Here is a 13553-nt window from a genome sequence, read left to right on the forward strand (position 1 = left end):
TTCAAAGCACAAGAGACACTTGCCTGCGAACAGACAGTTTCTACAGCAAATATAGGTTCAGTTGAACTACCAATTGATTGGAAACACTTGCATCAAATATCAGAAAACGATCCAGAGTTTGAATTAAATCTACTAGAAATATTTGTTGAAGATATGCAGAATCGTTTAGAAACAACTAAAGCGGCGATCGCAGCTAATGATTTTGAGCAATTGGCGCGAGAAGCCCATCAAATCAAAGGTGCTAGTGGCAATGTGGGAGCTACAACCATGCATCTGGCGGCCGAAAAACTAGAACAACTAGCTCGCAACCAAGAGTGTAGAGGTGCCGCTAACTTAATCTCAGAGTTAGAAGACTTTATTAAACGTATCCAAGAGTTTTTAAGTAGAAGTTAGGAGTTAAAGCCTATAATAGGTAGTTGGCAACTAATACCAATTTGAAAAAGCAAGTGGCATAGAAGATGGGGGCTACCTCACCAAAATCCAAAAAGGTATCAAGGTATCTTTTAGAAGTAAGTTACCCTGCACTATCGTTTTTTTTACAGTCATCAGTCAACAGTAATATTTATTAATAAATAAACAATAACGATTATCTTCTGTCCGTTCATAACTCAACTTGTCGGCAATGGCGGACATGATTTTTAAACCACGCCCGCGCTCTTGTTCATTTTCCTCAAATTCAGATGTTTGTTGCAACTGTTGCTCTAAATCAAAAGGTTCGCCTTTAGATAAAATGCGAATTTCTATATATTGATTGAAGCGCACAGCTTCCATCTCAATAGGAGTTTCTATAGGTAAATTTTTGTGTGCGTGTTCAACAATGTTAGTAAAGCCTTCTATCAGCAGTGTTTGACATTGCCACCAAATTTGTTGATCGGGAATAGGTGGTTGATTCATCTGCTCAAACCAAGATAAAACTTGAGGCGACGCTGTAAGATCTGTGTTGACTTTTAGATAAATTTTCTTATTCACTCTTTAACCAAGAATAAAATATTTTGACATTATCATATTCGGTAATTAATTTATTTAATTTGAGTAGTTTCACTATACATGACAAATTAAATTGCATATAAGTTAAATTAGAACAATTAATTACACAAATTCTCCAAACGAAGGCTACAGATACAAGCATGTAGACACCCAGATTCAATCTGAGTAAGGGCGCAAGGACTTACGTCCCTTCATTACGAATTATTAATTACTTGTTATTCTACTTAGTCAACTATAATTTATGTTTAAAATTCTGGTTATTGATGATGACCCTATAGTGCGAGCAATACTGAAAAGAACACTCGAAAAGCAGGGTTATGAGACTACTATAGCCAGCGATGGCGAAGAAGGAATTACACAAGCGCAAATGCTACGTCCTGCTTTGATTATCTGTGATTGGATGATGTCCCAGCTAGATGGGCTAGAAGTCTGCCGTCGAATTAAGGCAGATCCAGAATTGGCAACTACTTTTTTTATTCTATTGACTGCTAAGGGAGCGGCTCCAGGAGAGGAAGAAGATAGAGTTAGAGGACTTGACGCTGGAGCAGATGAATTTGTCTCGAAACCAATAGAAATGAATGAATTAAAAGCACGGGTCAGAGCAGGACTAAGGTTGCACCAGCTGAATCAGGATTTACAAAATAAAAAGCAAGCTTTGGAGACACTGAATCAAGATTTGCAAACCCAAAAGCAAATTTTGGAAACAGAATTAGCTGAGGCAGCTGATTATGTGCGATCGCTTCTCCCCTCACCGCTTGTTGGAGCAGTAACTACAGAAGATTTGTTTATTCCCTCAGCACAGCTAGGTGGTGATTGCTTCGACCATTATTGGATTGACGACGAGCGTTTGGCAATTTATCTGTTGGATGTATCAGGACATGGAGTAGGTTCAGCCCTCTTATCTGTATCTGTGCTGAATGTTTTGCGATCGCAATCTCTACCGAATACCAACTTTTGTCAACCGAGTGAAGTCCTAAAAGCACTCAATAACGCTTTTCAAATGAGGAAGCACGGTGATAAATACTTCACCATTTGGTATGGAGTTTATCACCGCCTTAAACGTCAACTTATTTATGCCAATGCCGGACATCCACCAGCTTTGCTGTTATCTAATCCTTCTACAACAAACATCCAAGTTAAACAGCTAACTTCTTTAGATTTACCAATAGGCTTTTTACCGGATGTCCAATTTGATGATGCTGTTTTTGAGGTCGAAGAAAATAGCACTTTATACATCTTTAGTGATGGTGCTTATGAAATTAACCAGCCAGATGGGAAGATTTGGGGTATCAATGCTTTCACTGACTTACTAACCAAATGCAGTCAGGAAAATGCTTGTAATCTAAATCAAGTATTAGCAAGCATTCTCACATTAAATTCTCAAGATAATCTTGAGGATGACTTATCTTTGGTAAGAGTTAACTTTGGTTAGTATAGTCAAACATAAATATTTGGGTTTGGCATTTATTAGCAGCTTATTGTGTCGCCAGTACTTGGCGATTAAATTCATCTTGATCGGTAAATGTTTGAAAAATTCTATCCATTTTAGTCAGTTCAAATAACATCCTGACTTGATCGCTGATAGAACAGACAAAAAGTTTACCATTAGCATTTCTTACTATTTGCATTGCTGATACTAAAGCACCTAAACCAGAGCTATCGATAAACTTTACTTCTTTCATGTCAATCAATAAAATATCAGAGCCATTCGCCACAATGGCGCTAACTTCACGACGCAGTTCATTACCTCTAATACCATCTAAGATTCCAGATAATTCTAATACTGTTACACTTTCACTCATGGTTTTATTTTCCTAGTATTTGGATTGCTAACTATATACTGCTATTTTGGCATTTACTTAATGCGAACGGCAAGATATATGGCAATAATTTGTAATTATATTGCACTTCATCAAGCTTGCTAAAAGCAGTGTTCCATATTTGATACTGTTGTTCAAACAAGATAATCTTGTGCGATTTTGTAAAATATTTTTGTGTTATGTATGCACCTCACTTTAGTTTATTACTTGTTTATTAGTATTGGCGATTGCAGTAAAGAAGCTAGCGTCAACCCATTGCCGAGAGATTTCAAAAGCTTCAAAATAGCCATCTTTTTGACCTAATTCTCTTGCCCAAAAACGAGATAAAACAAGTATCGCATCGAGTTGCATAAATGCTTTATTTATCTCTGATTCATAGCAACCGATAGCTGCCACTTTTTCCTCAATTACAGAGGTAATATCCACAAAAAAATTTGGTTCAAAACCACGCAAAAAAACAGGTGGTGCTGAATACCACAAAGGTATATTTTTGCGGGTAGCAACATTAGAAACTGCGATCGCACACACTTCATGATCTCTGTGCCCATATTTTTCAGGTTGTGGTGCGTGAGTAATAATTAGATCGGGTTGCCAACGCCCAATAGCTTCTTCAGCAACTTTAATTACTGCTTGTGTTGAAAAATTGCACTCTTCAAGAGCATAAAACTCGTAATTTGCACCGATGATTTTACCAGCTTCCTCTGCTTCTTGATGACGTGTACCTTTAATGGACGAACTAGAAAGACTGCCATCAGTCAAAATTAAGCAACGAACATTCCATCCTGCCTTGGACATTAGACTGAGAGTGCCAGCAGCAGGTAGAACTTCATCATCAGCATGGGCATAAATTGTTAAAACAGTTTGCTGACCAAAGTTGTTTGCATCTGAATAAGTGTTCATAGCTGTTCTTTTCTAGATTGGATTTGCTTAGGAGTTAAGTAGATGAACAAAAATATTTACAGTCATTGCGAGCGAAGCGAAGCAATCCCAACCCTTGCGATTGCTTTATTCCGCTGCGCTACATTCGCAATGACTTTGTGTAATTAATTATGTTTACCTACTTAGCAATTACTTGCTAGTAATCAGTGGTCAGTTGTCAGTAGTTATTCTCCTCTCCCCTGCTCCTCCTGCTTATCTCTCAGACCTCTTTTGGAGGTTGCCAAACAGATGCGCGGATAATAGCCCACAAAAGTAATAAGTTATAGATAGCCCATGCACCGTTAAGCAGGTGAACTTCAGGATAATTCAACTGACCAATTGCAAAGCGGTAAAGACTCCATAATATCCCTAGGATGGTAAGGATAAAAACAACCACTTGTGGCCAAACTAGCCGGAGATAAATTCCAGATTGCCGCTGTTTGGGTGTGACTTGGAAATTGAGTTTCTGTCCTGTGAAGACACTCAATACGGCTTGGATTAATAAGGGAAATAACGCGATCGCATATTGTTCAGAACGCCAAACTTCTCTAGCTGGAATGCCCCAAGTGGCTGCGATAAAAGTCAAACGGTTGATAATAAATGCTGGAAAAAAGTGTAAAGCAAAGTCAGGGCCATAGGTTTTAACTGGAATAATGTCTGTGAAAAAATAGATAATTGGACAAGAAATAAAAACCAGAGTTGCAAAACCCGAAAAATAGCTATACATCGTCTTAAAATAATGCAACCTTTGCCAGAAACTTAGCCCTGGTTTGGTGAGCGGATTTTCCCTTATTAACACTTGAATAGTTCCTTGTGCCCAGCGTAGCCGCTGTTTAAGAGTAGAACTCAGATCGTCTGGTGCTAAACCTTCTGCTAGAAGTTCATTGTGATAAATAGATTTCCATCCAGCACTATGCAGACGCATAGCAGTATTCATATCTTCTGTAATACTGTTGCTGGATACACCACCAATTAATTGAAATTCATTCAAACGTTTTTCATCTTTGGCAAACTCATCAGCAAAATATTGCAGGCCAACACTAATCAGCGCTTCTCGCCTCAAAAGCGCATTTGTGCCTGTATAAAAAGCGGCATTCATGCCATCTTTACCCTGTTGGAGTGGACCATAAAATAAATTCGCTCGATGTCCAAAAGGATCGCCCGCAGGAATGTTATAAAAATCCTGGCGGGTCTGGACAAAAGCAATTTGATTCTGGTCGTATTTTCCGGTGAAAAGATTATAGGTGTAAAAATAAGGCAGAACTCGCTTGATAAATTGTGGTTTGGGAATATGGTCAGCATCTAGGGTGAGAATAAACTGTCCGGAAGTTTCTCCAGAAAAAATCGCGTAATTGAGGTTACCCGCTTTAGCATGGTGGGGTACACCAGCAGGTTTGGGACGAGCAATGTAGCGAAAGCGAGCGAGTTCAACTAGTTCTAGTTCTTTCTTGCGAATAGCTTCTTCTAAAGCTTTGCGTTCGGTAATGAGGCGATCGCTTATACTTTGATGAACTGGAGGTAACCAAAGAATAAACTGTCGTAGACTTTGCACAAATCCGGTAGCAGACTCGTTAACTCCTGGTTCTAATGATGCTTGCAGCCATTGTTCAGCAGCTTGAGTATCAGGTGTCAGATTTTGCAGTTGCTTCAAGCGCTCCAACAAACAAGAGTGTTCTGCATCAATTCGCTCCGCTTCTAACTGTAATTGTGGTGACTGCAAATCTTCAATACACAATCTTTCTGTCATCGCTCGCATATCAGCCGAGTTACCATCATCTAGAACATAAACTCTTAACTTTGTTGCTGGGTAATCCATCGCCAGAGCAGCTTTGGCAGTTTCTTCTACGATTTCCGGCGGCTCGTTATAGCAGGTTACAAACACATCCACTGTTGGCCAGTCGGATCTGGGTATAGGTGGAGTCATCTGGTCGAGAGACTTAATCTGTCGAACTAAAGGCCGCCACAACCCAATTACAAACATTACACCACCGAAATAGCTATAAATTTCTGCTATTAGCAAAGGAATAGAGATCCACAGCGCATCAAAATTGATGGAATGGGTGATGCGCCATTGCAAATACCAAATACCAAAAATTAAATTGATTTCGGCCAGATAGCGAAATAACAGCGTTCTTTTTTTGAGTAAAGAGCGACTGTTGCCGGAAAAGTTTGCGGAATTATCTCTAAGAGAAACTGAAGTCATGTTAATACCAGTAATTAATACAATTAAAAATTTAAAATTAAGAATTAAAAATTTAATTGCTTGAATTTTTAATTCTCGAAGGGTCAAGGACTAGTGGATATCTGCCTCTAGCTTTGTAAAGCAGACTTTCTAAAACGATCGCATTTGTATTCACGTCAACAGAAGCATTCACACCGAGTTGGGAATTTTCATATCTTCCTGAGAAATAGCCGCGATTTTTATCGGCTAAATTTTGAGCAAAGTCTCGCAGCCTTTTCGTGTAAGGTTCCTCTGGCATCAGAGCAAACCAAGAAAATGCCGCTTTCGTACTTACAAACCGCAATTGAGGATAGGCTTTTCCCCCAGTGTTAACGGCTTGCCAAGCTTGACCATTGGAATAGACGCTGTAATACAGAAAGTAAGGAGGACGATCTAAGGAATCTTCATTTACAGCAGTTAAAATGCCAGTACGTTTAAACCGTTGTTGTTGCACTTTGAAAAGATTTTGCACTTGAGGCTTAACAGCATCATTCCAACCTATTTCTAAACCCCAGAGTAAGTAAGGATCGTTTGTTAAGTAGTTGCTAGCTCCAGAGTTTTTGAAATTACGCTCGTCGATTTGCAGAGTAATACCATCTATTTGAACGGCTTTTACTGGTGGATTAGAGAGAGCATTTACGGCGTGAAGATTCCACAACTTTAAGCTATTGGCAGCGTATTGCTCGTAACCTAATCGTCCTTCCTGTACTTCCAGAAGTCCCCCTGCTCTGGGAATGGCACCATTTAACCAACCATCTTTGACAAGTTTCGATATCTGCCAACGAGCGACGATGCGATTAATGCGCTCGGTATATTCTGGATAATGCGATCGCATAACATGCAATCCGATTAAAAATCGCGCCATATCCAAAGCTGACCAACCACTTGTACCCTTGGGATCGGGTGTGTCATTGAGATGACGCATTTCGGCATTACGGGTGCTATAAGCTTTGTTGGGCAAACCAGTTGCAGGTAGTGGCAGTTTTTCCAAAGTCTGTAGCAATGCGTTCATCCGCTGTTGAAACATTTCTTTCGGCAATAAACCTAACTGGTAAGCTGCATGAATTCCCAATAAGGCGCTACCCTGATCCCACCAAGTTGTCCATGGTAAGTTGTCTACCGAATTTACTAAACCTGTTTGAGGATTCCAATTGCGTTCAAAATATTTCCAAGCTCGTTGGGCAGCAATTCGATCCGCTTCTTCGGTCAATCGCGGGAAAGAAGCTGTTGGCGAAGGAGTAACAGGTTTTTCTGGCGTAGCTGTCGGTTTTGGTTTTAGCGGTAGTGGCGTGACTATAGGAGCAGTAGGTTCTGGAGTGGTTTGTAGAGGTGGTGTTTGGACATCAGGGTTAAAGTTATCAGGGGCAGCAATGATTATAGATGGGGTAGGAGAGCATTGCCACGTCGTGGGACTCGGACAAAGCAGGGATTGTTGATTTGCCGTTGCGTACAATACTGATTGCAAAATCATGCTTTTGATGCCGTTTGTTGCCATTTATATCTTCTTTGCCAACTCAGTAGGCGATAAATAGCCGAAAGCCGGATTATTTACCGCGTCTTTATACCCAGCAGATTTACCACTATTGCTGTTAATTGCCCAATCACATTCCTTATTAATATTGAAGTAAAGGATGGCTCTTACACCCATCCCAGCTAGCTGAGTGTAAGAGTCTCGTAACCATTGGTCTTTGGCACTGTTTTGTAAACCATTTTGCGTATTACTCGTACTAGCTGTTTGAGCGATGAAAATCGGCTTACTGCCAGCCATAACCTTCATCCGCTTGATATATGGTTCAAAAACTTCTTTTGAACTATTCCAGTGCTTCCAAGAAGAATTACTACAATATCCCCAGTTGTACGAACTAAATGCAACGACATCTACCGACTTATCGCCAGGATAGTAGTTTTCAAAGCGATGTTCATTGTTTTCACTCCAATCATTCGGCGCAAATACCCAACGGATTGCCTGTGAAGATACACCAGCCTCTTTAAATATCTTTTGGATGCGTTGATAAGCTAACTTGAAGTTCGGCGGGTCTTTGCTGTATCCTTCTCCAGGAATGTTCATCTCTTGCAACGGAGCGATAAACGCAATACGACCCTCGCCTCGTTTTGCCCAGTCAGCATAGGCTTTTGCCACTTTTTGCAGAGAACTATCTACGTCTCCCCTAGCAATCTGCGCTGCTGAACGAGTCGATTTGAGATTCATAAAGCCTGTGTATCCGTTGCGCTTTAGTTTGTCTAGGGAAACTGGGATATTGTAGGCAGGATTCGAGTCTTCGATATCAAAGAAAAATCCCGCAATAGAATGGCGCTTACCAACCCATCGATCGACTTGACGCAATTGGCTGTCAATTGTACTTTGATTTCCGATGTAATCTGGGGCATACAATCCCAGTAGTACAGGAGTATTGGAAGCTGTTTGGTTGCGAATTTGGTTTAATTTAGGGTTTTCGAGTTGCTTTGAGGCATCAGCGATCGCCATTAAATTTTTACTCGCAAAGATGCTTCCTAGTAAAATTAGCATCATCAGCGCCAGTCGTACCTTGTTCATAGATTTGAAGGAATAACCAGGAATTTGGAATCGAGATGTCTGTTACTCGTGCAAGCTACTAACTGCATCATGTACAAGTATTCCCAAATACAACTGATTAATAACAAACACAGCTTTGTAATTACAGTGATGTGAGTTCAACGAACCTCTCCCTGTCTTGAACTAAAGTTCAAGTCTGTCCCTCTCCGACTCGGAGAGAGACAGGTTTTGCGTAGTAAAACTAGGGCGAGGTCTTTTTATCCGACTAATTAGGCGAACACCATGTGACCCGTCGAACTCACTTGAACGTGAGTTGCATTTCAACTTATTCTGTGACTTTTGTGCCAGTTGCTAGCGGAGTATTTTTGCTACTTGAAGCCCAGTAACTTCCAGAACCATTAGAAATTAAGCGGGTTCGTTGTGTGGCAGTGTTGGGTAGACCTCGCCCAGAATTCCCCTTAGTAACTTCTTGCCACCAAGGAGATTTCATGGTGGTAGTCGGACGAATTAGAGGTTGTCGATTCATTACCTTGTACAGCAAGGATTGCAAAATCATACTGTTGGTGCTGCTAGTGAAACCAACTGCCGTTTTACCCGTGGCTTCATAAAAGCCCTCATAAAATCCAGCTAATGGGTTATATAAGTCAGTCGTTCCTTGCAGTAACTGTTGACTATACTTGTCTTCTGGAAACAGCGCATGATAGGCAAAAGCGACCGCTGTACTTACCAATCGCCCCTTTGGTACAGGTTGACCGTCATCTCCTAAAGCCACCCAAGGATCGCCCTGCCCAATAATTGAGCTGTGAACAGTGTAAGGTTTACGATCTATCAAGGTGGTGGCTGAGGCTGTGAGGGTGCCGGTGCGACGGTAACGTTCAGCTTGTGCCTGAAAAATTGGTTCAAAGAGCGATCGCATTTGTGGATCTAGTCCAAACTCCAGTGCATAAAGCAAGAAAGGATTGCTAACTGTGTATTGGTTAACTTTGGAGTTAGTATCTGTGCGACGGCGTTGGATTGGTACTTTTACCCCCTCTACTGAGGCAGTTTGATATTCACCGCCAACAGCAGAACCATCAACATTAAATCCCCATAATTGAAAAGCACGAGCGGCATATTCCTCATATCCCAAACGGGTTTCGGGGTTGACGCGGGTAAGATAGCGCCCATCTTGCTCTTTGGCGGTTGTCGCACTGGAGAGAATACCTTCGCGCACCACACGCAAGTATGACCAATCCAGCACAATTTTATCTACGGCTGCCGTGTATTCTGGATGACAAGTTTTTAAGTTGTAAAGCGCTGCCAATATCCTGCCTAAATCTAAAGCTGACCAGCCATTTCCATTTGGGACTGGATTTCCGCCGTAATCTATTGATTGTAGGGTTCTGGTATCGTAACCCCGACTCGGCAACTCTCCAGCAAATAAAGGTAACTTTGTCAAGGCGGCTAAAAGATGTCGGGTGCGCTGGTCAAATTCTTTGGGTGTAATTATATCAAGCGATCGCGCTGCGTGGAGTGCTGCCAGATAATCTCCTAAGCCCCAGAGAGTTGCACCTTTGAAATCACTGCGATCGTCTATCAGCCCACTCTTGGAGTGATAATTCGCTTGAAAGTATCGCCAAGCCGCTTCTGCATAGCGCCGTTCAATTACTGACAGTGGTCGATCTAGTTTGAGGTTAGATGATGACTTGGGACTATCCACTGGTGGAATAGGTGCAACGGCCACTTCTGTGGGTTTAGAAGTATCCGCAGGGGTTGGGGTAGGAGCTGTAACAGTAGAATTCAATTGATTTGAGAGGGTTTCTGGAGAAGCGTTTTCACTAGGCTTGCCAGTAGACACACTCACAGAACCAGAGGCAATCAAAGGGCGATTTCCCTTAGCTTTGTAGTATAAAATCTCCAAAATTAGCCCATTAGTATTACCTGTCAAAGCTTTATTGGGTTGCTTTGATTCTTCATAAATACCAGCATAGTAACCACTATCATCGGGGCTGCGGAGATCCTTGACTGCATCAAAAACTTTTTGGGCATAAGCATTATCTGGAAAAAGATAGCGCCAACCAAAAGCAGCTTTTGTGCTGATGCTGCGAAACTGTGGATAAGGTTGATTGGCATCCGTGATTGTTGCCCAGTTTGCACCGTTGGCGTAGACGGTGTTGTAGAGAAAATAAGGCGCTTGATCGATATTGTCTTCTGTAACGGCAGTTAACTGGCCTGTGCTATCATAACGCCGTTTTTGCACATCTAAAACCCTGGCAGCAAAATCAGCTAACTCACCTTGCAAGCCAAATTCAATCCCATCAAGGATATAAGACTCACTAACAACATAATTATTAGCGTTGGTGCTTTTAAAGTCACGGGTATCAACGGGAATTTGCACACCATTGATTTCGACTAACTTAAACGGCTCAAAAGCAATAGCTTTTGGTGCAGAAAAACCCCAAAGTTGATAACCCCTCGCGCCGTATTCTTCGTAGCCGAGTCGTCCTTCTTGCACGAGTAATGTTTTATTATCTGGGAGAACAGTAGCGCCAAAAAGTTGTCCATCTTTGAGCGATCGCGCCACCTGCCATTTTGCTACAATTCCTTTGAGCCAATCATTATATTGCGGATGACAGGTGCGGATAACATCAAACGCCGCCAAGATTCGCCCGACATCCAAAGCAGACCAACCAATACCCCGCTCCAGTGGATTATTGCCATAATCAACCATTTGTGCATTGGCTGCGTTATAGACTTTATTGGGCAAGGTCTCTTCAAATAACTTCAGGCTGCTGAGAGTTGTCAAAAACTTGTTAAGGCGTGCATCAAAGTCTGCTTGGTCGGTAAGATTCAACCAACGTGCAGCATTCAATGCCATTAAGTAGTTACCCATATCCCAGAGTGTACCCGAAGGATAACCCCCAGTAGAATTGGTAAATCCTGTTGCTGGTTGATAATTTTTGACAAAATACTGCCAAGCAGCACGAGCGTAAGTTTGTTCCTCAGAGGTGAGCGGGGCTGTAATATTGCTACAACTATCGGAATTTTGGGATAAGACTGGTGTCGGGATGTAAAACAATAATTGCAGAAATGTCCCAACTAGGAACAATGCAATCCATCTCAACAGCTTTTGTTGACGGAGTTTGTATATCATAATGCAAATAAGGAGTTAGGAAAGTCATAGCCCGTCTGTACAGCTATATTCATAAACCGAGCTTTATCAGGTCTATTCTTTTTGTAATGGCTTTATCGATTCAGTTGAGTAGCATCAGCGAACAACGTCAAATCGCGTACTAATGTGTTAGAAATGCTTCTATTTCCGCACTCCCCATATCTTTAGGGTGGCGCTTATCATGAAAAAAGATGTAACGCCTAATCCAGTCAATGTAGCTTTTTTCTGTATTGTAAGAATAATGCTTAAGCCGAATTGTATTCTGAGGCTGTTCTAGCAGCTTTTTTGAGCCTTCTTGCATAAAGTAATATTTAGAAAATTTCCGTATAATGTCCTGAATCGGATGTTATCTGGAAACATTCTGGATATCACCAAGGAATATACTGAAAATCAGGTGGTTAAAACATAAATTAAGTATTTGTACGTAAACTTTCAGTCTTATATCTAACGATAAAGTATGAAATGTAAAAATTATGTATAACTATGCAAAATCAGATACTTATACGTAAAAATCTGTATAATATACAGATATTGACACTATATAGAAAAATTATTCATAACATGAAAACAAATACCTGTAAGTGTTACATATAGTTATTCACAAGATATTTAGACAGAAATTTTCCGTCTAATAATATAGTTAGATTCCAAATCTGACAAACTGAAGAATTGAAAAAGATATGCCCGAACCAGAACATCTTAGAACAACAACTGATGAAACTTCAAGGGAAAGAGAGCTTATTTTTAAAGAGAGAGAGCTTGCCCTAAAGGAGAAAGAAGTTGAGGCTAAGATCAAGTACGACCAGAGAGGACTATGGTTCACCTCACCTATACTCCTCGGAGTTATAACTGCAATTTCTGGTTTGATTGGCACAGGTATTGGAGCAGTTCTTCAAGGCAATTCAAACCTTAATTTAGAAAGAAAGAAATTTGAATTTACCCAAATTCAGAAAGCGCTTGAAACAACAGACACAAAAGAAGCTGCAAAACGATTAGTATTCTTAGTTGATATTGGTGTTATCCAAAGTTTGGATGGTCAGAGAATAAGAGAAATTGCCAAAAACGAACCTCAAAAGATACCCACGGCTACTGTATCTGGTTTAACGCCTGAAATAACAGGATGTAATGTAGGTGAAAAGGTTCGTGGACTCGACCGCCAAATAATATTTATAATGCAAAGAGAGAATCCTACTTCTCTTGTAAGTTTCATTGACATAGATGCAGAGTTGAATAAAAATTCAACTTTTCCTCTTCTTCAACCAGCCGCCAAGAAAGCTCTAGGACAAGCCATCAGAAAACGTACTAAAAAATTGATAATTAATGCAGCTTATCGATCGATTACTTCGCAACTTTTACTACACAACTACTCTAAGCAAGAGCAATGTGGTATAATAATAGCTGCTATACCTGGAAAAAGTAATCATCAGACTGGCTTAGCAATTGATATTGAAGATTTTACAGGCTGGCGATCTTATCTAGAGGCTGAAGGTTGGAGGTGGTTGGGACCAGTAGATCCAGTTCACTTTGATTTTGTTGGATCGCGAATTTCCGATATTAAAGAACTTCCAATTAAATCTTTTCAAAAGCTCTGGAATCTAAATAATCCAGAAGATAAACTTCCGGAAAATGGTATTTATGATTCTGAAACTGAGAAACGCTTAAATCAGGCTCCACCAGATGGCTTTCCTAAAGGTGAGAAATGTTCTATCGAATGTGGTTTTTAAATTCTCTAAGGTGAGTGAGTTATTTCTAGAAAACGAAAAACTTAACATTTTTCAGATTCTCTAAAATTTCATCTATCTTAAATAGTCAAAATTTAACAAGCACTTACACGTGGAAAGCAGCGATATGCTATTGATTATGATACAAATATTATCGCCGTCCGGTGAAGGACCAGCCGTTAACACATATGTGATTTTGTCT

11 protein-coding genes are annotated in these 13553 nt (G+C 40.6%); 3 read left to right on the forward strand and 8 right to left on the reverse strand.

The annotated features are described in order from the left end of the window. A partial coding sequence (locus RMY31_RS18885) for an Hpt domain-containing protein (RefSeq protein WP_409878078.1) occupies positions 1 to 393 on the forward strand: 393 nt, incomplete at its 5' end. A 156-nt stretch (positions 394 to 549) separates the two neighbouring features. Here the strand turns inward: RMY31_RS18885 and RMY31_RS18890 are convergent. Next, entirely contained in the window at positions 550 to 969 is a 420-nt protein-coding gene (locus RMY31_RS18890) for an anti-sigma regulatory factor (RefSeq protein ID WP_322658058.1), read from the reverse strand. Positions 970 to 1228: 259 nt separating this feature from the next. Between RMY31_RS18890 and RMY31_RS18895 the strand changes: the two genes are divergently transcribed. After that, positions 1229 to 2419 (forward strand): PP2C family protein-serine/threonine phosphatase, encoded by a 1191-nt coding sequence (locus tag RMY31_RS18895; protein WP_322658060.1) that lies wholly within the window; start codon positions 1229 to 1231, stop codon positions 2417 to 2419. A 43-nt stretch (positions 2420 to 2462) separates the two neighbouring features. On the opposite strand, the gene RMY31_RS18900 is transcribed toward RMY31_RS18895, so the two are convergent. The 7 genes from RMY31_RS18900 to RMY31_RS18930 form a co-directional block, all read right to left on the reverse strand. After that, entirely contained in the window at positions 2463 to 2789 is a 327-nt protein-coding gene (locus tag RMY31_RS18900; protein WP_322658061.1) for an STAS domain-containing protein, read from the reverse strand. Between the two features lie 213 nt (positions 2790 to 3002). Continuing rightward, complete coding sequence (locus tag RMY31_RS18905; RefSeq protein ID WP_322658062.1) at positions 3003 to 3707, reverse strand: PIG-L deacetylase family protein; 705 nt, start codon at positions 3705 to 3707, stop codon at positions 3003 to 3005. Positions 3708 to 3945: 238 nt separating this feature from the next. After that, positions 3946 to 5928 (reverse strand): glycosyltransferase, encoded by a 1983-nt coding sequence (locus RMY31_RS18910; RefSeq protein ID WP_322658063.1) that lies wholly within the window; start codon positions 5926 to 5928, stop codon positions 3946 to 3948. Between the two features lie 52 nt (positions 5929 to 5980). Continuing rightward, on the reverse strand, positions 5981 to 7441 hold the full coding sequence (locus tag RMY31_RS18915; protein ID WP_322658064.1) for a DUF3131 domain-containing protein: 1461 nt from the start codon (positions 7439 to 7441) through the stop codon (positions 5981 to 5983). Continuing rightward, positions 7442 to 8500, reverse strand: coding sequence for a hypothetical protein (locus RMY31_RS18920; protein WP_322658065.1), 1059 nt, complete (start codon positions 8498 to 8500; stop codon positions 7442 to 7444). A gap of 304 nt (positions 8501 to 8804) precedes the next feature. Further along, positions 8805 to 11612 carry a DUF3131 domain-containing protein gene (locus RMY31_RS18925; RefSeq protein ID WP_322658066.1) on the reverse strand — a complete coding sequence of 936 codons (2808 nt, stop codon included), beginning with the start codon at positions 11610 to 11612 and terminating at the stop codon, positions 8805 to 8807. 139 nt (positions 11613 to 11751) lie between these two features. Beyond that, on the reverse strand, positions 11752 to 11931 hold the full coding sequence (locus RMY31_RS18930) for a phage integrase N-terminal SAM-like domain-containing protein (protein ID WP_409878080.1): 180 nt from the start codon (positions 11929 to 11931) through the stop codon (positions 11752 to 11754). A 379-nt stretch (positions 11932 to 12310) separates the two neighbouring features. Here RMY31_RS18930 and RMY31_RS18935 point away from each other — a divergent pair, with 379 nt between their 5' ends. Then, positions 12311 to 13354: a M15 family metallopeptidase gene (locus RMY31_RS18935; protein ID WP_322658067.1), complete on the forward strand. Its 1044-nt coding sequence runs from the start codon at positions 12311 to 12313 to the stop codon at positions 13352 to 13354. Positions 13355 to 13553 lie beyond the last annotated feature (199 nt).

Source organism: Dendronalium sp. ChiSLP03b, from assembly GCF_034531165.2.
Taxonomy (GTDB): domain Bacteria; phylum Cyanobacteriota; class Cyanobacteriia; order Cyanobacteriales; family Nostocaceae; genus Dendronalium; species Dendronalium minutum.

Bases quoted from the DNA above. Each gene is read 5' to 3' on its own strand.
- RMY31_RS18905 (WP_322658062.1), bottom strand. From the start codon at position 3,707: ATGAACACTTATTCAGATGCAAACAACTTTGGTCAGCAAACTGTTTTA.
- RMY31_RS18910 (WP_322658063.1), bottom strand. From the start codon at position 5,928: ATGACTTCAGTTTCTCTTAGAGATAATTCCGCAAACTTTTCCGGCAAC.
- RMY31_RS18895 (WP_322658060.1), top strand. From the start codon at position 1,229: ATGTTTAAAATTCTGGTTATTGATGATGACCCTATAGTGCGAGCAATA.
- RMY31_RS18900 (WP_322658061.1), bottom strand. From the start codon at position 2,789: ATGAGTGAAAGTGTAACAGTATTAGAATTATCTGGAATCTTAGATGGT.
- RMY31_RS18935 (WP_322658067.1), top strand. From the start codon at position 12,311: ATGCCCGAACCAGAACATCTTAGAACAACAACTGATGAAACTTCAAGG.
- RMY31_RS18925 (WP_322658066.1), bottom strand. From the start codon at position 11,612: ATGATATACAAACTCCGTCAACAAAAGCTGTTGAGATGGATTGCATTG.
- RMY31_RS18920 (WP_322658065.1), bottom strand. From the start codon at position 8,500: ATGAACAAGGTACGACTGGCGCTGATGATGCTAATTTTACTAGGAAGC.
- RMY31_RS18915 (WP_322658064.1), bottom strand. From the start codon at position 7,441: ATGGCAACAAACGGCATCAAAAGCATGATTTTGCAATCAGTATTGTAC.
- RMY31_RS18930 (WP_409878080.1), bottom strand. From the start codon at position 11,931: ATGCAAGAAGGCTCAAAAAAGCTGCTAGAACAGCCTCAGAATACAATT.